This is a genomic window from Pseudoalteromonas sp. JC3, from assembly GCF_030291895.1.
Lineage (GTDB): Bacteria > Pseudomonadota > Gammaproteobacteria > Enterobacterales > Alteromonadaceae > Pseudoalteromonas.
The window spans coordinates 595,462-615,977 of sequence record NZ_CP127856.1; the positions used below are offsets into that span (position 1 = coordinate 595,462).

The 20,516-nt window shown below is 43.3% G+C and carries 18 protein-coding genes; 7 read left to right on the forward strand and 11 right to left on the reverse strand.

Annotation, left to right across the window (positions count from 1 at the left end; translation table 11 throughout):
- The first annotated feature begins 51 nt into the window (after positions 1-51).
- Complete coding sequence (locus QSH61_RS21320; RefSeq protein WP_206471862.1) at positions 52-609, forward strand: TetR/AcrR family transcriptional regulator; 558 nt, start codon at positions 52-54, stop codon at positions 607-609.
- 58 nt (positions 610-667) lie between these two features.
- Here QSH61_RS21320 and QSH61_RS21325 read toward each other — a convergent pair whose 3' ends face one another.
- A complete protein-coding gene (locus QSH61_RS21325; protein WP_248298685.1) occupies positions 668-1,462 on the reverse strand; it encodes a helix-turn-helix domain-containing protein in 795 nt (264 codons plus the stop codon).
- A gap of 144 nt (positions 1,463-1,606) precedes the next feature.
- Here QSH61_RS21325 and QSH61_RS21330 point away from each other — a divergent pair, with 144 nt between their 5' ends.
- Positions 1,607-1,987, forward strand: a complete 381-nt coding sequence (locus QSH61_RS21330; protein WP_010605584.1) for a DUF3224 domain-containing protein — start codon at positions 1,607-1,609, stop codon at positions 1,985-1,987.
- Positions 1,988-2,006: 19 nt separating this feature from the next.
- Here the strand turns inward: QSH61_RS21330 and QSH61_RS21335 are convergent, their stop codons facing one another.
- From QSH61_RS21335 to QSH61_RS21345, 3 genes are all read right to left on the reverse strand, one after another.
- Complete coding sequence (locus QSH61_RS21335) at positions 2,007-2,624, reverse strand: HAD family hydrolase (protein ID WP_010605585.1); 618 nt, start codon at positions 2,622-2,624, stop codon at positions 2,007-2,009.
- Between the two features lie 159 nt (positions 2,625-2,783).
- Complete coding sequence (locus QSH61_RS21340; protein ID WP_102058178.1) at positions 2,784-5,285, reverse strand: ABC transporter permease; 2,502 nt, start codon at positions 5,283-5,285, stop codon at positions 2,784-2,786.
- Positions 5,275-5,988 (reverse strand): ABC transporter ATP-binding protein, encoded by a 714-nt coding sequence (locus tag QSH61_RS21345; protein ID WP_206471864.1) that lies wholly within the window; start codon positions 5,986-5,988, stop codon positions 5,275-5,277. Before QSH61_RS21345 ends, QSH61_RS21340 begins: the two co-directional genes overlap by 11 nt.
- Here QSH61_RS21345 and QSH61_RS21350 point away from each other — a divergent pair.
- Positions 5,987-6,607, forward strand: a complete 621-nt coding sequence (locus QSH61_RS21350; protein ID WP_206471865.1) for an arylesterase — start codon at positions 5,987-5,989, stop codon at positions 6,605-6,607. The two genes, QSH61_RS21345 and QSH61_RS21350, sit on opposite strands and share 2 nt — an antisense overlap.
- A 101-nt stretch (positions 6,608-6,708) precedes the next feature.
- Here QSH61_RS21350 and QSH61_RS21355 read toward each other — a convergent pair whose 3' ends face one another.
- From QSH61_RS21355 to QSH61_RS21380, 6 genes are all read right to left on the reverse strand, one after another.
- Entirely contained in the window at positions 6,709-7,449 is a 741-nt protein-coding gene (locus QSH61_RS21355) for a reprolysin-like metallopeptidase (RefSeq protein WP_010605588.1), read from the reverse strand.
- 16 nt (positions 7,450-7,465) lie between these two features.
- Complete coding sequence (locus QSH61_RS21360) at positions 7,466-8,167, reverse strand: protease inhibitor BamI-like protein (RefSeq protein ID WP_206471866.1); 702 nt, start codon at positions 8,165-8,167, stop codon at positions 7,466-7,468.
- A gap of 334 nt (positions 8,168-8,501) precedes the next feature.
- Positions 8,502-9,095, reverse strand: a complete 594-nt coding sequence (locus QSH61_RS21365; protein ID WP_206471867.1) for a 1-acyl-sn-glycerol-3-phosphate acyltransferase — start codon at positions 9,093-9,095, stop codon at positions 8,502-8,504.
- Between the two features lie 278 nt (positions 9,096-9,373).
- Positions 9,374-10,261 (reverse strand): transporter substrate-binding domain-containing protein, encoded by an 888-nt coding sequence (locus tag QSH61_RS21370; RefSeq protein ID WP_010605591.1) that lies wholly within the window; start codon positions 10,259-10,261, stop codon positions 9,374-9,376.
- Positions 10,262-10,372: 111 nt separating this feature from the next.
- Positions 10,373-10,861: a DUF6702 family protein gene (locus tag QSH61_RS21375; RefSeq protein ID WP_206471868.1), complete on the reverse strand. Its 489-nt coding sequence runs from the start codon at positions 10,859-10,861 to the stop codon at positions 10,373-10,375.
- Positions 10,861-13,284, reverse strand: a complete 2,424-nt coding sequence (locus QSH61_RS21380) for a M1 family metallopeptidase (RefSeq protein ID WP_174169116.1) — start codon at positions 13,282-13,284, stop codon at positions 10,861-10,863. Before QSH61_RS21380 ends, QSH61_RS21375 begins: the two co-directional genes overlap by 1 nt.
- Before the next feature lie 459 nt (positions 13,285-13,743).
- Between QSH61_RS21380 and QSH61_RS21385 the strand changes: the two genes are divergently transcribed.
- The 4 genes from QSH61_RS21385 to QSH61_RS21400 all read left to right on the forward strand — a co-directional run bounded on the left by QSH61_RS21385 (position 13,744) and on the right by QSH61_RS21400 (position 19,604).
- Entirely contained in the window at positions 13,744-13,983 is a 240-nt protein-coding gene (locus tag QSH61_RS21385; protein ID WP_010376069.1) for a hypothetical protein, read from the forward strand.
- Between the two features lie 81 nt (positions 13,984-14,064).
- Complete coding sequence (locus tag QSH61_RS21390; RefSeq protein ID WP_206471869.1) at positions 14,065-15,264, forward strand: exonuclease SbcCD subunit D; 1,200 nt, start codon at positions 14,065-14,067, stop codon at positions 15,262-15,264.
- Positions 15,265-15,268: 4 nt separating this feature from the next.
- A complete protein-coding gene (locus QSH61_RS21395; protein ID WP_206471870.1) occupies positions 15,269-18,928 on the forward strand; it encodes an SbcC/MukB-like Walker B domain-containing protein in 3,660 nt (1,219 codons plus the stop codon).
- A 10-nt stretch (positions 18,929-18,938) separates the two neighbouring features.
- A complete protein-coding gene (locus QSH61_RS21400; protein WP_010605596.1) occupies positions 18,939-19,604 on the forward strand; it encodes a class I SAM-dependent methyltransferase in 666 nt (221 codons plus the stop codon).
- Positions 19,605-19,906: 302 nt separating this feature from the next.
- On the opposite strand, the gene QSH61_RS21405 is transcribed toward QSH61_RS21400, so the two are convergent.
- Positions 19,907-20,452 (reverse strand): DUF6942 family protein, encoded by a 546-nt coding sequence (locus QSH61_RS21405; RefSeq protein WP_227387980.1) that lies wholly within the window; start codon positions 20,450-20,452, stop codon positions 19,907-19,909.
- Between the last annotated feature and the right edge of the window lie 64 nt (positions 20,453-20,516).

The following is a 20,516-nucleotide window of genomic DNA, read 5'->3' on the forward strand; positions in this document are numbered from 1 at the left end:
TAAAATAAATTCTACACTGTAGAATTTATTTTATCTTAGCGAGAGTAAACAATGAGTGTCAAGGATAAGAAGCGTGGCCGACCGTTAGCGGAAGGTAAAGCACTAAGTCAGGAGCGGATCATACAAGCAGCCAAATTGCAGATGAAGGAAAGTAGAAAAGTGCCTAGTATTCGAGCGTTGGCGAGCAGCCTAAATGTCGATGCGATGGCAATTTATCACTACTTTAAAAACAAACAGGCTTTGCTCGAAGCTTTGACCTGCTCTTTAGTCGATGAAATATATGAACCTAGCTGCGATGAACAGTGGCAAACAGAGCTACAAAAGCTCAGTGTAAGTTATTTACAGCTACTCGACGACTATCCGGGGCTGTTAACTGTGCTGCTATCAATGGACTCAGTAGGTCCAGCTGAAGTGTTTCAAACTCGATTTGAGGAGATCACTCAAACACTTGAATTACAGGGGCAGGCACAACAAGATGCGATTTGCTTACTGGTTGATTATTTACATGGTTTTGCACTTGCAATGGAGTGTCACCCAGATAGAGAAGCGTTAAATGTCTCGATGACAAACGGTACAATTGCACTAATTTGTAAAGCGATTGAGGCTTAATGTCATTGCGTTGTGGCGTTGTAAAGGGGCATTACAACACATAGAGGCGAAGTACCTGTTAGGGACGCTTGAGATAACGATTGGGAGTGGTACCGATTATTTCTTTAAAATCTCTAATAAGATGTGACTGATCGGTATAGTTCAACTGAGCAACAATGTCTGCCATTGTAGTCGCTTTGGATTCAAGCAGTGCAAGTGCTTGGTGCAAGCGGTACTTTCGAATTAGCCATTTAGGACTAAAACCGATGTAGTGTTGGCAAAGCCTTTGTATTTGTCGTATTGGCATGTCGCATTGTTTGGCAAGTTGCTCAACCGTAAAAATATCGCTGTGATCTTGCAAGGTGTTGAGAATACCTTCGGCCATAGCAGCACCTGTGCTTTGAGGGAGTGTAAACGACATTAAAAATTGTGATAGCACTTTTACCCGCTCTGCATCATCACTTGCCATGGTTAATGAAGAAACAAGCGAACTTGACGGCACATCGCAAAGATGCTGCAAAGAAAAGGTTTTATCGACACATGCCAAAGGAGTGATATCAAATTGTTCTACTAGGGCACCGACCCTAAATTTAACCCCCAAGAGCTGCCCTTTTCCATGCATTGTGTAATCGTATACTTTGCTTACAGGGCCAATAATTTTTATCTCATCGGTACTTAGCAGTAAATGAAAGTTGGGATCTGGTAAGTTTCGTTGTGTATGGGTTTTATTATCCGGCAAACACCAGTCGACAAACCAAAATTGCTCGACAAGACCTTTTAACTCTGCGCATGGGAAATACCGTTTAAGCTGGTAGTTTGGAGCGCTTTGTTGTTGGTGGAGTACACCGGTGACTGGACTAAGGTTAGATTTCATCGCTGCCTTGTTATGGATAGAGCTCATTGTTTGTTGTCGCGTTTTTACAATACCAATTTTAAATTGCGTGCTAGATTTAAAACAAGCTGCATAAAACTGCAGAGCAAGGTCAAACTCTTTTACTATAAAATTAAGGGAAATGCGATGCAACTAACAGGTGTGTACGAAATTATCAATTGGCAAGAAACCACAGAAAAACAATTTGATGATGGTGCCAAACTCTCCAAAGCCGTGGTGAGCCTCAGTTACGAAGGCGAAATTGAAGGCAGTAGCGAAGTTTATTATCAGCTTCACTATGCCGAAGAAGGAGATGTTGAGTTTAATGGCTTTGAAGCAGTAATCGGGTGCTTTTCTGGGCAACAAGGCAAGGTTGTATTGATGCACGATGGTCGTTTTAAGCACGGTAAAGCACATAGTAATTTTACAGTGGTACAAAGCGATGTTGATGCTATTGCCGTGGGTGATAAAGGGTCGTTTGAGTCGACTGAGGGAAAAAAGGCAAACTACCAAATAACACATAACTGATAGCTTCAATGTTATCGCGCTAGGCTAAGTAGCGGTGTCTTCTTATGTCTAGCGTGTACAGCGCATCCACTAACTCCGCAAAGTGACTAATGACAACATCTGCTTGCTCTGCGTAGTGAGGTTTGTCATTAGGGGCAAACAAGCATGACGGCATGTTGGCGTTATGTGCCGCCTCTATATCGTAGAGGTAGTCGCCAACATAAACACATTGATAAGGTGGCACTTGCCAGGTCTGAGCAACTTGCAGCAGCGCGGCTGGGTCTGGTTTGGCTGGCGCATCGTCCCTCGTTAAAATCAATGGAATTGGCAATCCCGCTGTTTTAAGCTTCAATCGCGCCGCTTTTGCAAAGTTTCTGGTCACAACGGCAAGCGGGACCCCCATTCTCGAAAGGTGCGCAACAGACTCCTTAACTCCAGGAATAACTTCACAGTGCTGTGCGTCACATAATTCATGTTGGTGGACGATGTTCATAGCCTCTTCACGCATGTAAGGTGAAGGCAATGTACTGATAAAACTGAGTAAGTCTTGCCCTACCGGACAGCCAATTTGCGCCCGAATAAGTGAGAAGTCGAGTTCAGATGTCACTAGTGTGCCATCTAGGTCAAAAATAATGCCTTTAACCGGTATCCTATCCATTTTTAATATCCTTTGGTTTCGCATGTGTACTGCGTAGCCCTACTTAAAGGTAGGTACGTAATTGAAGTTTGTAAAGATCAAGACGATGGAGTTTTGCTTTTGCGAGATGAGTGGCTCACTGATGGTAACGGTGAGCCACTTTTTAGTCTTTTCGAAGTTTTATGCGAGTTTGCGTAGTAGCCCTTGCGTGTTTTGTTTCATCGTGTTCGCCACCATAAAGTAACCAATCACAGCGACGAATGTTGCGCCAGTTGCAGGCCCTAATAGCCAAATATAGGGGTGCAAACGGCCATCCACATCGAATGTTTGAACTTGGATCACCAACAGTGCAATGTCACTGACCACGGCAGCTACCAGTCCTGCTAATCCGCCAAGTAATAAAAATTCATAAAGCGTGGCGAGTTTTATCAAACGACCTTTGGCACCGAGTGTGCGCAAGATAACGATTTCCTGCATACGTTCGGCAAGGCTTGCCTGAACCTGAGAAATGAGCACCAAAGAACCGCTGATAAGCACGATACTAAGTACAAAGCTAATCGCCAGTGAGACTTGAGAAATCATCGATTGTGCCTGTTTGAGCTGGCTCTGAATGTCGATCATACTAATTGTTGGATACGCTTTCAAAAACTGACTAATAACCTTAGTGTCTGCTATTTCAAGCTTGGCGGCAGTAAAGTAAGTCACAGGGAATTGGCCGGCGATTTTATCGTTGAATATCATCACAAAGTTAGGTTTCAGCGAGCCCCAATTGACACTACGTAAACTCGTCACTTTGGCTTCAATTGTTTGACTATTGATTAGGAAGCTAAGCGTGTCCCCCACTTTTATCCCTACCCGCTCGGCAAGCCCTTGAGCGACGGAAACTTGAAGCGCATCAGAGTCATCAAACCACTCGCCATCGACTACTTCATTACCCGCTGGCAATTCATCTAACCAAGTAAGATTGAGCTCACGCCCTACCCCATCACGTGCATCTTCGTCTTTTTCTTCACCCTCTTGCAGTGAGACCCTGCGTGCAAACTCTTCGCCATTTAGCGCATTTACACGACCCAAAAAGACCGGATAAAAATGTTCATGCTTGATGCCACTTTCATCAAGTTTGCTTTGCATTGGCTGAATTTCTTGTTCCATTATATTGATAAAAAATGCATTGGGTGCGTCTTCAGGCACTTGCATCTGCCAATCTGAGATCATGTCATTTTTCAGCACCACTAAAAACAACATTAATTTGATAGCTAGAGCAAAGCTAATAAGCTGTACCGCATTTGCATTGGCACGTTTTTGCAGTGTGGCAATGGCAAGAGACCAACTTGAGCCCGGACTCAACCCGAGTTTTCTGCCCGCTGAAAATAATAGTCGTGAGATCACGTATAGCACGGCCATGAGTAGCAAGGTTGCGCCGAATAAAATCGCGGTGATCTTAATATCGCGACTAAATAGCCACATTAACCCGAAAATTGTTAATACTGAAAGCGCCATATGAATTCGACTAATCGCGATGGTGTCTCCAAGGTTGCGTCTTAGGACGCGCAGCGGCGGGATATCAAATAAATCTAATAGTGGTTTTAATGAAAACATCATTGCGCACACCACACCCACGGCAATGCTCAACAGCCAAGGCCTAAACCCTGCTTCAGGCAGGGCCGTATCCATAAAGTTAATCAGGTAAGCGGCCCCAACACTTTGCAGCCCGTAACCGATAGCAAGACCGACTACAACGGAAAAAAAGGTCACTAAAGAAAGGTGTAAAAGATAAATACGGCGGATGGTTTTGCGACTACCTCCGAGCGTTTTCATCATGGCGACGGGATCATATTGGCGCTCACAGTAGCGCTTTGCAGAAACCGCCATCGCTACGGCAGCGAGCATGATCCCAAATAGTCCAGCAAGGAGCAAAAAGCTCTCTGAGCGAGCTAAGTTTTCACCTAAAGGTGATTGCCTATCTTTTATTCCCTGCCAAGATTGGTTGCTTTTGAGTTGTGGCTTGAGCCAAGTGTAGTACTCTCCCAGCTGCTGCTCTGAGCCCGAAAATAATAGTCGGTAGAATACTCGGCTCCCGGGTTGAATGGCTTTAGTCACCGCAATATCATCATGATTAATAAGGACGCGTTTGTTCCCCGCCAGCGAGAAGAAAGGGGCATCAGGCTCGCTAATAAGCACCTTACTCACTGTAAACTGCCCTGCCCCTATTTCTACCACATCGCCAATTTTAAGGCCAAGGGAATAAAACAAGCCTTCGCTGAGCCATACATTGCCCTTTTTCGGAGCGGCTTGAACTTGGTAATTCTCGCCATTAAGGCTATCTCTTAAAGTAAGTTTACCTCTAAGTGGATATGTATCTGTCACCGCTTTTAGCGCGCCAAGTATTAACTCATCGTTGGCAAATAACATCGAGTCAAAATATACTTGCTTGGCGGTATTTAAGCCAAACTCTCGTGCTGTGGTCAGTACTCGGTCGTCGAAATCATGGTTGCTCGAAAGCCGCCTGTCAGCAGCGATAAAGTCTGCGGATTTTTGTTCTAGATTCAAACGGATCCGCTCGGTAATGGAAGACAAGCTAAACACAGTCAATACTGCAAGCGCAATTGCAGCTAGGATGATGGTGAGCTCGCCTCGTCTAAATTCCCTAGAGAATAAAGTAAGTGCTAACTTAAACCACATTGACAGCCGCTCCTTGTTTTATTACTTCTAGTTTTCCAGCTTCAATATGAATGATGCGATCACACTGTTGAGCGAGTTGCTCATCATGGGTAACAAGCACCAAAGTGGTGCCATTCTCTTTGTTTAGGTCAAACAGCAAACGCTCGATAAGATGGCCGTTCTTGCTGTCTAAATTAGCCGATGGTTCGTCGGCGAATAGGATTTTGGGTTTGCCAACAAAGGCTCTGGCTATAGCCACTCGTTGCTGTTCGCCACCCGAAAGTTGTGAAGGATAGTGCGTTAGACGATGAGACAAGCCAACTTTTTCTAATAACTCTGTCGCTTGATTTTTTGCACCTTTGTCCCCAGCTAATTCAGCAGGAAGCATCACATTTTCAAGTGCTGTTAAGCTTTGCACTAACATAAATGACTGAAATACGAAGCCGACTTTTTCTGCTCGCAGTTGAGCTCGAGCTTCTTCATCCATTTTTTGTAATGATTCGCCATCTAAATGAACTTCTCCTTTGGATGCGATATCTAATCCGGCAAGCAAACTAAGTAAGGTTGACTTACCTGAGCCTGAAGCGCCAACGATAGCCACGGACTCACCTGACTTGACAGTGAAATCGATATCACTAAGGATAGTGAGATTATCTTCAACGGTAGAGACCTGTTTAGTAAGGCCTTTTACTTGGATCATATTTAACTGAGAAAGCACTGACATGAAGTACTATTTCCTAAAGTTGTTGTTCATACTTGTTATTGTAATGACGCCGTTAAGCGCAAATGCCAAGCAAAAACTCATGATAGTTGGTGATAGCTTAAGCGCCGCTTATGGCCTGAAACAAGATGATGGTTGGGTTAAATTGTTACAAAATAAATACGAAACAGAACAAAATCCGATCGAAATTATCAATGTTAGCGTTAGCGGTCAAACAACAGGTAATGCTGTGGCAAAAATAAATCAGCAATTGAAAGCGATTTCGCCTACTCATGTATTAATCGAATTGGGTGGTAATGATGGCCTACGCGGATTTCCTGTAAAAAGGTTAAAGGCAAATCTCACACTGCTGGTGCAATCTAGCCAACAAGCAGGCGCCAACGTTGCCGTAATGGAAATCCAAATCCCCCCTAATTTAGGTCCTCGCTATACCAGTATGTTTACCGAGAGCTACCAACAAGTGACAGAGCAAACCGGTAGCTACCTAATGCCCTACTTTATGCTAGAAGTGGCGGCCAAACCGGAATTAATGCAAAGCGATAACTTACACCCCAACAAAGAAGCGCAACCTCTAATCCGCGACTTTATGTATCAAGAAATCAATCAATGGCTGGAAAAATAAGCATACAAAACACAAAAAAACCCGCTAAGAGCGCGGGTTTGGGTGTGTTTTAGTTTGAAACTTTAACTTATTGCAGTAGTGCTTAATTAACTACATTGCGATTACTTGAAGTTTGCGATACTCGTTTTAGTCGCATCTACCGTTTTCCAAGCATATGATTGACCAACTACACCATAAGGCACGCCGCCAAGAGACCAGTTCGGGTTTGCAAAGTAGTCGTATTGTGTTGCATTACCAAATACATGTGGATAAGCCATGATACTAGCGAAGTTGTCTTGTACACCGTGGCCCATGCCATCAACGTATACACCACCGCTGGTGTCACCTTGTTTGCGTGAATGCGCTAGACCTTGGTTGTGACCAAGCTCATGTACAAAGGTTGTTGCACCACAATCGATACCTGTAATGCTGAACATACGGTTGCTCATGCTTGAATATAGGTTGCCATTGCTACCTTGACCTACCCAAGCTAGACCACATGTGATGTAGTTACCATTGCGCTCACCTGTACCAAGTACCGCAACCATATCTGCACGCCAAGTATTACGAAGGTTAGCTACATAGCTACTGTTAGTCACAGAATCTAACCAAGCACTCGTTGGTGTGATGTTGTAGTTACCTAAGTTTTGTGTACCTGCAAGACGTAGTTGCAGATCGATGCCATTTTGGCTGTAAACTTGGTTTGTAAACGCAATCAGCTGATTGATTTTAGTATTAATGTTTGACGTAGCAGCCGCAGATTGATCGGTATAAAGAATGCCGATATCGACGGTTACTGCTGATGCGCTTGCAGATAGAGCGAGTGCCGTTGCCAGCGATGCTGCCTTTACTGTTGTTTTCATTGTTTTTCCTTTCTTTTTAGTTAACGTTACTTTTGGGTTGAAAAATATCTTTCTTCACAGAAACTGAGTTATGGTCTGTTTCGTCATGGCTATCATGCGGATGTAGTTCTTCTTCTTTGTGGGAGCGGTATAAGTCTCGCTTGGCAGCAATCCAGCCAAATTGATCTTTTGATTCAAATACATAGTTGCCACTTGGGGCGGTAAGTTGACCATATACGGCGTCTTTGCCTACGGTTAAAACGGTGGTATGGAAACGACCATCAGCACCGGTTACCTTACCAAAAACACTTTTATCGCCGTTTTCCGCTAAAGATATGCCTGTCACTTCTGCTACAAATGACTCTTGTGTTTGCGGAATTAACAATTCAAAGTTATCACCGCCTTCTAATTCTCTTAGTGTAGGTAAGTCAAACTCAATATACGCTTCGTTGCTTAAATCTTGTGGTAAAACCTTTGCGGCTGAAAGCACTGCTTTTGCTTTATTTGATACCTTATTCACAGCGTAAAAGTCGTTGCCCTTTTGTATTGGCGTCGCTGTAGGGGTGACCTGCTCAGGGCTCGATTCAAGCGTCTCATGCTTTGGAGTTGCCTGGTTATCAGTTTCTAAGTTGTGTGAAGTTTGAATTAAATTTACCTGTGAAGGTTGAGCTTCTGGCATCATTTTCCAAAAGGCAATTCCAATAAAACCAATAAGTAATGCAACAATGAGCACTCGCATAATTCACCACGATGACGTTAATAAGTAGTGAAATACTATTCATGATGCGGTCTTCTTATCAACTTTTAATTTACTGAATGTTTTCATTGATGATGGTTAAAATTAAATATCTTCATGATATATATGTATAAATGTCATTAACAAATCTTTACAATGTGAGCGTGTTAAGTGTGTTATGGCTTGTAATTGTCAAGCTAATGTAATCAAAGTGTGCTGTTTCAAAGTGTTTGATTGGATTAGCTTTATTTTTTGAAATAGCTGATAGTTTTATTATTTTTTGTCTGAAATAATGGTATTTCAATTTAATCTTTTTGATCTTCATCGATATTTTTATTCATAGTCCTGATGCGTGTGCAGGGTATTTTGCCATTTGTTTTGAAAATTGTAGTTTGACTTGATTAAGTAACTGATCTGGCGTGAGCTCTGTTGTATTGTCGATCGCAGGCATAATAACAAAAGTTTTACTGCGGTAGTCTATTGCCATAGGCACAATGGGGACTTCGGCGGATTGCGCAATGTAGATGAAGCCTTTTTTCCATTCTGGAGTGTATTTACGAGTTCCTTCTGGAGCTAAGCCCAAAATCAATTTGTCGCTGGCATTAAAAATATCGCGAACCTGCGTGACCATACCATGCGGTGTATCTCGTCTAACCGGAATTCCACCCCATTTGCGTAATAACCAGCCAAATGGTGGGGTAAAAATGGTGTGCTTGCCTAAAAAGCGAATTTCAACATCAAGTGCAAGCTTGACAGCAATGCCAATAAAAAAGTCCCAGTTTGACGTATGCGGCGCGACGGCTGCTACAAACTTTTCTTCACTTGGGAAGGTGCCAGCTATCTTCCACCCCATCATCTTAAGCATCAAGCTACCAAGCTTTCGACCAATCGGGCTGTTTGAGCGTGGGATATTGGGTGGAATATTGATCAAGGTAATGGCCTTCTTTATTTGTGTTATTTGTTGGTGGTGAATTCATTCTAGCTGAAAGTTCTAGGGCCTGTTGACCGTTGCTGCAAAAACAAACTTGAAAGATAAACAGGGCTTAGGCACTAAGCGCTGGTGTGCGATGTTATCGTATAAAACGAATTACTGATTAGGCTGATAAATCTACAAAAAACTAGAGATCCCTTACTTACACATACCAATCCCAAATTAATTAACCAAAGCCGATAATTCAAGTGTCAGTAGCTTATCACGCTGGACTGGACCTAGTTGGGCGATATGCACTGGTGGATAGGTTGCCAAGTATATTTGGCGTTAAACAGGGTATCCCTTGTGTGACCACTCAAGTTTGGGTTTTGAAGTTTTAAAGCTTTCCTATCCTCAAATTTGGCTTTTGCAATGGCTTCACGAGTAATTGGATGATTGAAAAATAGTCTATCAAATGAGCCGTCTTCTATTGCTTTGTTGAGGCCATAGCTAAGGCGTTCCTTGAGTCGACTATTATTTTTATTGACGAAAAAGTACATAGCAGTGGGATAACAAAACGCGAACCTAGACTCTACTACTGTGCTATCCATGCTTTGTAACTCTGTCCATGGTTCGTGAAGTGCGCGAGGGAAGAGCTCAAAGCGTTTTTCTTCTAACATCTTTGGTAGCAAAGAAGCCATGCTAGTGACTACAACAAAGCCATTTTTTTCGTAGATTGAAGTATCGGGCCAGTCGATACCACTACCAAGCGTGAAACTCATTAATTGGGCGGGAGAGTGAAGCAAAGAGAGTCTTTCTTCGGTATCTTTGTGGATGAGAAATAAACGCGCGCCCATCATTCCTTTTAGTAGCGGCACATATACCGTCGCTAAACTCTTTTCTCTTTTGATGGATGTCATACTCCAGTGAACATCTAAAAGCTTCCCTTGCTCCAAAATTTCTAAGGTGCGTCCTTGAGGGGTATGATCGAAAGAGTTTTCACTGAGTTGGTAAGCGCCATATTTATCGCGGCTCTTATTTAGAGCCAGCCTTAATAACGCGATGTAGTAGTCTTGTTTTGGATCTGCAAATTCTTTAGAGATGTTATAGCGCACTAAATCGTTTGCACAGACGCTAAATGACGTCAGTAATATGCAGGTCAACACCAGCTTTATTGAGGCTATCATTCCTTTTCCTCATCGTGCATTAAAAAGTATTCTTTAACTTTAGCGCAGAACTTGAGTTGATAAAGTAAAAAAGGCACCGGAGTGCCTTTTAACTTTAGCGAGTTAGATAACCTAAAACGTGACGCTTAGCCAATCATCATTACCATCAAAGTGCAGCGACCTGACTTTTCCTTTGCCTTCGAAGTTTACTAAATTGACTTGTTCTGACCACACATCTCTGAGTGCATTGTGACGCATTTTAAGCTCTGTTATTGGTGAGAACAGCGGGGTTTCTTGATATACCCAAAAGAATTGGCCATCGATTTCCGCACCAACCAAATTTAAAGGCAGCACTTTCCCTGCGCCTGTTTTTAATTCAACGCGCTTACTGACATAATTCGCAAAGCTTACTCTATCAGCAACATTGTTAAATATATCGGCATTGTGACTAAATAGGCTCTCTACCGCATGCTCAGTATCATGGAGATAGAATCTGTGCATGATTTCGATATTACCACTGCGTTCGTTAAATAACACCGTGCTGACCGCTGCTTTTAATTGGTGCGCTTGACAAAGCGGTGAAATCAGCACAAATAAACAGGCTAAGCGCCAGGTTTTCATTAGTTATCCTTTTTCTCTTCAAGTGGTTTTAGCTCGGCTTTAACGTCTTGCATGATATCGCGATACACTTTACCTTCACGTTCTTTCTTTTTATAGAGCTCTAGGCGAGATTCTATAATGCGTCTTGGGTAATGGTTATTCTCAATATCAACGTCAGCAGTTTCCCACCGCGGGTCAACGGTCACGGACGCAAGCGGTTTATCTTTATCTGTAATAATTAGCTTGCTGACGTTACGGGCATTGCGACGCCAAATCTCGGCAGGGATAGTCCGCTCTTCTTTGCTACCATCTTGGTACGTGAGCTCAAGTAAGATTGGCATCACGAGTCCACCGACATTACTAAACTTAAGTACGTAATAGTTTTTGTCTTCTTTTACCGCGCGCTCAAGAGTACGTTTTTCCCAAGGTTTAAGCTCAGATAAAAACTCACGATACTCATTTCGTTCTTCATTGGTTACCGTAAACTGGTCATTATTATCGTAAAAGTCTGTTATGTCTTGGTTTTTATCAATCCAAAGTGCGCGCCCTTGTTCTTGATTGCGTTTGACGAATAACGACATTGGTTTGTTCTTTTCAAACTCACGTAGGCGACCAAAGTCGATGTCTGGGTTTTTGGTGTCCAACCGCAATTGATAGATTTTATCTAGTGAGATATCGACATGATCAGTGCTGTAAAACCAGCCACGCCAGAACCAATCTAAATCGACCCCAGAAGCTTCCTCCATCGTTCTAAAGAAATCAGCTGGCGTTGGGCGTTTATATTTCCAGCGTAGGGCATATTCTTTAAATGCAAAATCGAATAGCTCACGGCCTAAAATCACCTCGCGCAGAATATTAAGCGCTGCAGCAGGTTTCGTGTAGGCATTTGGGCCTAAGTGCAATACGCTGTCTGATTGCGTCATGATTGGAGACTGATCTTCAGATTTCATGTAGGCAGCAACATCTCTTGGCTCAACGCCCCAAGGAATGGTGGGATCCCATTCGCGGCCAGCAACGCCATCTAAAAAGCTATTGAGGCCCTCATCCATCCATGTCCACTGGCGCTCGTCTGAGTTGACTATCATAGGGAAGTAGATGTGCCCTACTTCGTGAATGACAACGCCGATTAAAAAACGTTTCTCGGCCAGTGAATAGGTGCGAGAGCCATCATCTTGCAATTTCGTACGCGGACCATTGAAAGTGATCATCGGATATTCCATCCCACCGACAGGACCATTTACTGATTGCGCGGTTGGATAGGGGTAATCAAACGAGAAGCGTGAATAGACTTCCATGGTATGAATAACGGCTTCGGTGGAGTACTTTTTCCACAAGTCCCCCCCCTCTTTGGGGAAAAATGACATGGCCATCACGAGAGGCTGCTCGTCACCACCTTGCTGATAGCCTTTAGCATCCCACATAAATTTACGTGATGAAGCCCAAGCAAAATCTCGCACATTCTTGGCCTTAAAGCGCCACGTTTTGGTGTCGTCTGTACCCGCTTTTTCGTTCTCTAGTGCTTCTTCTTCAGTAACGACGAATACCGGGCGTTTTGCTGTTTTTGCTTGCGCTAGTCTGTCACGCTGGGTTTTGCTCAGAACTTGCTTTGGGTTATCTAACTCACCGGTTGCAGAAACGATATGATCGGCCGGCACCGTGATTTCAACGTCGTAGTCACCAAACTCGAGCGTGAATTCACCACTGCCAAGAAACGCCTTGTTGGTCCAAGCTTCATAATCTGTATACGCCGTTAGGCGAGGGAACCATTGCGCGAGCAAAAAGATGTCATTACCGTCTTTTTCAAAGTGCTCATAACCCGAACGTGCGCCAACGGCATCTTCTTCAACAATATTAAAGGCGAAGTCCATACTAAATTGTAGATCTTTACCTGATTTGAGTGGTTCGTTTAGGTCAACACGCATCATGGTATCAACAATCGTGACCTTGAGCGGTTTACCGCGACCGTCCTTGACATTATTGATGATAAAACCAAGCTCAGTGTCATCCATAAACTGCTGGCGTCTGAGTTGATTTAGTGAAATTTTTGCATGTTTTGTAACCGGATTACTCTGTAATTCGTTCCCAAAAGTTGCAGTGCGTTCAGCAATTGAATCATTTTTGAAGATATTTTGGTCTAATTGTAGCCATAAATATTTGAGGGTGTGAGGAGAGTTATTTTTGTAATGTATGGTCTGCGTAGCGGTTAACCTTTTGGCTTTCTCGTCCAAGTTTACATCAATATCATAATCCACCTTTTGTTGCCAATAACGCTCTCCGGGCTCACCGGCTGCGCTGCGGTAGATATTTGGGGTCGGTAAAGTCTCATCTAATTGGCGAAACTTATCTTCAAAATGCCCTTTGGTTTGCGAAATGGCGCTGGCGTGTGCGACACCGGATAGCGCTAGTGCAACCAATAAAGGCATGGCTGGTGTTGATTTTTTCATTGTTATTTCCCATTTTATCGTGCCAAAGCATTGACCAATAAACATTTTTATTTCAGTTTTTGCTCGGAGTGAGTAGAGGGGATTTGCATGGTGACAAAGGAAGACAAATAAAACCTTCTACGTGTCAATAAACTGACAAATAAAAACACATAAATCAAAGTTTTGAGATAAAGTAACAAGATTTAGGCACGACTGAAATTACGCTGTTTTGAGTGTTTTTTAATCTGTTGTTTTTGATAGAAAAAATACAATGCTCAAAAAAATTAATTTGTATGCCAAAAAGGTATTTTGCTGGGTTATTGTCTACATTTTATAAATAAATAAAGAAAACAAAATTAGTTGTTGATATTGACCCAAGTTTGTCTTTAAAATCGCGCACTTTACAATCTATGGGTAAAACTGGCGTTAGTTTTGCTCTGTACTAAATACCCGTTTAGCGAATCAAATGTGGTGGGCAGTATGGATTTCTACATACTAAAAAAACAAGAGAAGTTTGTTGCAATTCCTGCAGACGAACAAAACTGTAAAGATTATTTAGATGACGGCTATTTTTATGTTGATAAAGTAGCTGCCTGTAACGAGAAATCGGCGATTAAACGCGTGCAAGATAAGCATAGTCGTGTTTTCAAGTTACCTGCTAAATTCTTTTTACTGGCATTACCTATAATCATTTTTGCTTGGTGGCAGTTGACTCACTAAGCTGTTAAAGCGTCAATATTCACAAGACGAATATTGCTCGACGATGCTATATTAGCGTTTCTATAGGAAAAGGAACGCTAAATGAAGGTTTTACACACGTCTGACTGGCACTTAGGGCAATCGTTTTACGAGCATGATCGCAGTGAAGAGCATCAGCTGTTTTTAGACTGGCTATGCGATGCGCTGGTTGAACAGCAAATTGATGTACTGTTGATCAGCGGTGATATTTTTCATACCGCAACACCGCCCGCGAGTGCTGAAAAGCAACTGTATACCTTTATCCAAAAAGCATCTCAACTGTGTCCTAAGCTGCACATTATTCTGATTGCAGGCAACCACGATTCCGCTAATCGCATTGAAACCGCAAAACCACTCTTAACCTTATTCAACACCCATGTTATTGGACGCTTTAACAAGCAAGCGCCTGAACAAGTTGTTATCGATTTACCCATCGCCGCGCAGCATATGCATGTTGTGGCAATGCCATTTTTGCGCAGTGCTGATTTACCAAAACCGCTAGATGACGAGTTTGACTATCAAACCGGGGTACAATTAGCTTATCAGCATGCGCTAAGCACGATAGAAGAAGTGAAAGGTCCTATTGTGCTAATGGGGCATCTGCACGCCAAGGGTGGAACGATTTCTGAAGATTCTGAGCGTAACCTCAACATTGGCGGCTTTGATGCGGTGTCTGCCGGCGTGTTTGGCGAGCAGTTTGACTATGTTGCGCTAGGCCATTTACATAAAGCGCAAACCGTCGCTAAGCAAAGTGCTATCAGATACTGCGGCACACCTTTGCCAATGTCATTTTCCGAACGCAATTATAAGCATCAAGTATTGCTCGCTGAATTTAATGAGCAAGGTCTGGTCGATGTAAACCCCCTTTACGTTCCCCGTTTTAAAGATGTGTTATATATCCCTGAAGATGGTGCAAAGCGCTTGGCTGAATTATGCGAGGCTATCGCGGCGCAGGATTTTAGCAAGTTCGATAGCGCTCCCTATGTTCGCTTAAAATTATCTGCAGCTGAAACCAATAGCCGCTTTCGAGCCGAGATTGATGAAGCGCTAAAAGGGAAGGATATTAAGTTTTGTGGTATTGAGCGGGTGTCTAAAGGCGCAGCCGCCAGTGAGTGGTTGTTTGAAGATTTGGGCAAAGTTGAATCGTTATCGCCCAATACCTTGTTGGATATTGCCTATCGCGAAATTGAACCTGAGCAGAAAAAAGCACCCGCGACATTGCATGAAAAATTAGCAGAAGTGATCGCGAGCATGGAGGAGTAGTGCAATGAAACTTGAAAAAATATTAATCACCAACCTTGCCTCTATAGAAAGTGCTGAAGTCGACTTTACTGCGGCACCACTCAAAGACACCGGTCTTTATGCCATTACCGGTGATACAGGGGCGGGAAAAAGCACTTTACTGGATGCGGTTTGCCTTGCATTTTATGGCAAAACCGCACGGTTAAAATCGGACGACAAAGAGAAAGTTGCCTTTAATGGCGATAACATTAAGTTAAACGACCCGCGAAACCTATTGCGTCGGGGCTGTGTTGCGGCATCTGCTAGCGTGGTTTTTATTGCTCAAGATAGCAAACGTTATCAAGCTAGTTGGTCGGTAGAGCGCGCTAAAAAAAGCCCTAAAGGTAATTTAAAAACTGCCACTATTGAGTTGTTTAGCCTACCAGATATGACCCTAGTCTGTGAGAAGAAAAAAGAAACAGAACAACGAATCGAACAGCTAGTCGGGCTTAACTTTGAACAGTTTACTCGAGCTGTGTTGCTTGCTCAGCATGAATTCTCCGCGTTTTTGAAGGCAGGGGGAGATGAACGGGCTCAGTTACTAGAATGTCTTACGGGTACCGAAAAGTTCAGCAATATCGGTAAAGCGGTTTTTGAAGCGCACAAGCAAAAGAAAACTGAGCTGCAATCTCAGCAAGATAGGCTAGGTCAAATTGTGCTCTTGTCACCAGAGCAGCAAGCCGAACTTGAAGCACAGAAGTTGGGATTGCTTGATACAAGAAATCGACAACAAGAAACAAGTACAAAGCTGCAGGCTCAGCTGCAATGGCTCGCGGATGTCGAGCTAAGAAAGCAAAAAATAGCTGAGGTGGAACACTCACTACAAACGCTTGAGCAGCAAATAGAAGAGGGAAAGCCACAGCAGGAATATGCGCAGCAAGTCTTAAAAGCCAATGAGATGCGTGATAACCGTGAGCAGCATGAGCTGGCGGATAAACGCGTTGCGCAGCTATCTCAAGAGCGGCTAGCACTGCAGCAACAAGATTTTGCATCCGCCATTACAACGCTCAAAGCAAAACAGCAGCAACTGGAACAGCAGCTTATTACGCAGCAAGCCAATTTTGTAAAGTTAGAACCAAGCTTTAACAGCATTCGTATATTGGATGAAAAGCTGAGCCTACATAAAGCGCAAGAACGAGAAACTAAGCCCTATCTAGATAAACACGCCAATCTTATTGCGCAACATGAGGCTGCAATACAGAAGTATCAAGTGCAACAAGGCGAAATCGATACTGAATTACAGCAGTTAGAGCATGAGCAAGCGAATTTGCACTCAGTTAGCAATATTGCCGGGCAATGGAACGTGGTTCAACCTCAATTCGATGATCTGCAAATGTACCAACAACAACGTAATGATTACGAAGTCCAGTTGCAAAAATTACCGAACGAACAGCAAGCGCTAGGTACACAATTGAGCAAGCATGAGGCTGAGGTACAGCACCTACAAAAGGTTTACGACACCGAAGCCAGCGCGCTCTCCGCATTAAAAGAAGCACTCGCACCTTTGACTCAACAAGACCTAAATCTGGCATTGCAGAATTGGTCTCTATGCGTGCAGGCTTATCGTAGTATCGAAGAAGGAGATGCCTTGCTGCATCAGCTACGATCGCAACAAACTCAACATCATATTGGCTTGGAAAGGCTTGAGATACTGATCCGAGATACCAAGCAGCAAGATGAGTTGTCTAAGCAGCGCCTAGCCCTAACTCGTGATAACTTGGAGCAAGTGCAGTTACGCGCAAGTGAGCGGATCAGCGATTTACGCGCTCAATTGCGAGCAGGGCAAGAATGCATGGTATGTGGCTCAAAAGAACATCCTTATGGTGTAGAGCACATCGATGCCCATTGGGAGCAGTTACTATCGGATTTTCGGTCTCAGTATCAAGCTGCTGAGCAAGCTCGTGAGCAAGTGTTGCAGCGTTATAATCAACAAGTCGGTGAAAAAGAGCGTGAAAATGCGCTATGGCAGTCAGTCACTCAGGAAATTGCTCACTGCACTAAGCAAATAAATGAGAATCGCGCTCGACTAGATGCGTTGAGTGATGAGTATAAAGTTGGCAGCGCTGAGCAAGCTGAATTGCAACTCGTGAGTATTCAGTCACGGCTAAATGAACTATCCAAGTTACGCAATAATATCGACCGCCAGTGGCAATTGGTTCAGCAGGCACAACAACACCTCGAGCAGGCTAAACATAAAGGGCAGGCACTTCAGCAGCAGCACCATGATTTAGGTAATCATATTGCCTTTTTGCGAACCGAATATGATCAGCTATCACAAACAGTGGCTGCCTTACGCAATCGGCTTGAAGCGTTAATTTCCGATAAGTCGTGGTGGCAAGACTTTGATTCATCTCCTCAAGCTGCCATTAGGCAACTTAAAACGGGGGTGCAAACTTGGTTAAAAACCACCGAGCGCACCGATGCGTTAACGGCGGAAAAAGTTCAGCTTGAGCATCAATTACATCTTGTCAGTCAACAAAAACAAGATGAAGCGCAGCGACTTGAAGAATTAGAACATACGCTTTTACAACATCAGCAGAATATTGAACGCCTCAATCGCGAACGTGCTGAATACTTACCACAGCAGCACACCAGATTGGATGATTGGATTGCAGAGCTTAAGCTGCAAGAACAGCAAAGCCGAGAGCAGATCACACAAACCCAGCTAGCGCTGAGCCAAACCGAAGCACAGCGTGAAAAGACCCAACACAGTCTGACGCAACTAGAAAAGCAAATTGCCGAGCAAACATCCCGGTTGCAGCAACTTGATGCGCGTTTTGAACAATGGTTGCTCGACCAGCAAGGGCAGCTAGACAAAGTAAAAGTATTAGCGTTACTTGAGGTTTCTTTGGATGAAGCTCGAGCGAATTTAGAAAAGTGTGCGCAAGTTCAACAAGCCTTTCAAAACACTAAGCTGCAGCTTAGTCATCAGCGTGAAGAACTCAGCCAACTTGAAAGTAAGTACCCTGATGGGGTTGATAGTGAACAAGTTAAGCAAAGTCATGCCGAGACGACGCAAGCACTTGAACAAACTCAAAATCAGTTACTACAAGTGCAAAGTGCATTAGAGGTTGATGCTCAGAATAAACAACAATTCTCTTTGCAAGCCGCAAATCTCGCTCAGTTGCAACAAGACTACGAGCAGTGGCATTTGCTAGATAAGTTATTAGGCGACGCAACAGGCAAAAAGTTGCGTAATTGGGCACAAACGCAAACGCTAAAAATCTTATTGCAGTATGCTAACCAGCAATTGCATACGCTTTCTAGACGTTATCTGCTTACCAATATCGAGCAATCTTTAGAAATTGCGGTCATAGATAAAGACATGGCTGACGAACAACGTAGCGTCAACACCTTATCAGGAGGAGAGTCCTTCTTGGTATCTTTATCTTTAGCACTTGGACTTGCCGCGCTTTCATCAAATAAAGTGCAAATACATTCATTATTCATTGATGAAGGGTTTGGTACGTTAGACCCCGAGACGCTAGGTGTCGCAATTGATGCACTAGACGCGTTGCAATCACAAGGCCGCAAGGTTGGAGTGATCTCGCATGTTGCTCAGATGAGCGAGCGGATCGCCACCCGTATCCATGTGAATAAACAGCCGGGAGGCTACTCATCTTTAAATTTAGTACCACAAACATAAGGAAATTTGGATGCCGACTTTTACGGGCGAAGAAGCCCAAAACTACGACTCTAGGATCACAAAACTGGTGCCAGGTTATGCGTTAATTCACCAACTTACCGGGGCGCAACTTTTAGCACTTTACCCAGATAGCGCAACCATTTTGGTTGTGGGTGCAGGGACAGGCAAAGAAATTGTAGAACTTGCTCAGCTAAACCCGAGTTGGCGGTTTATAGCGCAAGATGTATCTGCTGATATGTTGGCAATTGCAGATCAGCATTTTACTAAGTTGGGTCTACAGGAGCGTGTGCAGATCCATCATGGCGCGATTTCACCACAGGCCTACCAAGCGGATGCAGTATTGTGCTTGCTGGTGATGCACTTTGTAAAAGATAACGGCGATAAAGCAAGCTTGTTTAAACAAATGAGTGAGCAGCTAAAGTCGAATGGGCGTCTTTTTATTGCCGACTTAGAAAAACCTGCGACAAGCTTTGAACGTGAAGCGCAATTAATTGTTTGCAAACAACTTGGGCTGACTGATGTTGGCGAGCAGCGTATGAGGGTGAATTTAGAACATGAGTTTTACCCCGTGGATAAAATGCGCCTTGCAGAGTTGCTAGACACCGCAGGTTTTGGCATTGCCAAACCTTTCTTTAAAGCCCTTGGCTTTGCGGGCTTTGTGGTAGATAAGCAGTAGTTTTTATCTAAATAACCTGAGCTTCGGTTAAATAAGCCAGACCATATTCGGGTGTGGCTTTTCCTTTCTTACTCTTTCAAAGTTGCTTACATTAAGTTAGTAAAATAGTGATCTATACCAAGCCAATTGCTGCCCCGCCACTGGCGTCACTGCGCTTTATCTAAACCTCAGGTCATTTACTTCTAAAAAGTTAGTAAAACTCTGATCTCAATGACATGATACGGAAATGTAGATCAGTATTTTACTTAGTAAAAATTTGATCTCTTCACAACTTGGCATGCTGTTTAGTTGCCGCCTAATATCTAACTTTGTCTTATTATATCTACTAACTTATTGATTTTTATATCACTAAGCTGGCGGTAATCCAAAAATGGCGAAATGATAAGGCGCAAGTTATAGTCAACGGCGAACTCATCATCTAGCCAAATTAGATTGTTAGTAAAAATCTGATCTCTAAGCAATGATTTCGCGTAGGTGCGTCCTGCAATTATATGCCAATCGTATGTTTTTGCTGAAAAATCAGGCGTTGAGAAGAGCAGGGCTTCTTGACTTGAAGCTTGAAGTAACGCGCTATCTCGATATGACTGCCAAGTTGAATAGTTAGTAATATCGTGATCTGGCAGCTTTGCAGCAAATAAAAACTTGGCAAAAACATTGAAGATTTTCCGCCAACCATTGCCGCAATGCGCATTAATATGTTCGATCTCCCTATTGGCTAACGCACTGACTTGCATCAAATTATTATAAGGTTCTATGCGTGGCGGATGTTCAATATAAAACGCAACCTTACCCGTTGCTACACCCAAACCATGAGTTAGTATTTTTTTGCTCTGTGCTGTATTCATCATACTTTGCTGCGATCTATTCATTTACACGTAAGTTTAAAATAAATAAAGTGAAATTGGCATGGTA

Coding starts and splice junctions, on each gene's coding strand:
- QSH61_RS21325 (WP_248298685.1), bottom strand. CDS start 1,462: ATGAAATCTAACCTTAGTCCAGTCACCGGTGTACTCCACCAACAACAA.
- QSH61_RS21375 (WP_206471868.1), bottom strand. CDS start 10,861: ATGAAAACCTGGCGCTTAGCCTGTTTATTTGTGCTGATTTCACCGCTT.
- QSH61_RS21385 (WP_010376069.1), top strand. CDS start 13,744: ATGGATTTCTACATACTAAAAAAACAAGAGAAGTTTGTTGCAATTCCT.
- QSH61_RS21390 (WP_206471869.1), top strand. CDS start 14,065: ATGAAGGTTTTACACACGTCTGACTGGCACTTAGGGCAATCGTTTTAC.
- QSH61_RS21400 (WP_010605596.1), top strand. CDS start 18,939: ATGCCGACTTTTACGGGCGAAGAAGCCCAAAACTACGACTCTAGGATC.
- QSH61_RS21340 (WP_102058178.1), bottom strand. CDS start 5,285: ATGTGGTTTAAGTTAGCACTTACTTTATTCTCTAGGGAATTTAGACGA.
- QSH61_RS21320 (WP_206471862.1), top strand. CDS start 52: ATGAGTGTCAAGGATAAGAAGCGTGGCCGACCGTTAGCGGAAGGTAAA.
- QSH61_RS21370 (WP_010605591.1), bottom strand. CDS start 10,261: ATGATAGCCTCAATAAAGCTGGTGTTGACCTGCATATTACTGACGTCA.
- QSH61_RS21355 (WP_010605588.1), bottom strand. CDS start 7,449: ATGAAAACAACAGTAAAGGCAGCATCGCTGGCAACGGCACTCGCTCTA.
- QSH61_RS21395 (WP_206471870.1), top strand. CDS start 15,269: ATGAAACTTGAAAAAATATTAATCACCAACCTTGCCTCTATAGAAAGT.
- QSH61_RS21330 (WP_010605584.1), top strand. CDS start 1,607: ATGCAACTAACAGGTGTGTACGAAATTATCAATTGGCAAGAAACCACA.
- QSH61_RS21335 (WP_010605585.1), bottom strand. CDS start 2,624: ATGGATAGGATACCGGTTAAAGGCATTATTTTTGACCTAGATGGCACA.
- QSH61_RS21345 (WP_206471864.1), bottom strand. CDS start 5,988: ATGTCAGTGCTTTCTCAGTTAAATATGATCCAAGTAAAAGGCCTTACT.
- QSH61_RS21350 (WP_206471865.1), top strand. CDS start 5,987: ATGAAGTACTATTTCCTAAAGTTGTTGTTCATACTTGTTATTGTAATG.
- QSH61_RS21360 (WP_206471866.1), bottom strand. CDS start 8,167: ATGCGAGTGCTCATTGTTGCATTACTTATTGGTTTTATTGGAATTGCC.
- QSH61_RS21380 (WP_174169116.1), bottom strand. CDS start 13,284: ATGAAAAAATCAACACCAGCCATGCCTTTATTGGTTGCACTAGCGCTA.
- QSH61_RS21405 (WP_227387980.1), bottom strand. CDS start 20,452: ATGATGAATACAGCACAGAGCAAAAAAATACTAACTCATGGTTTGGGT.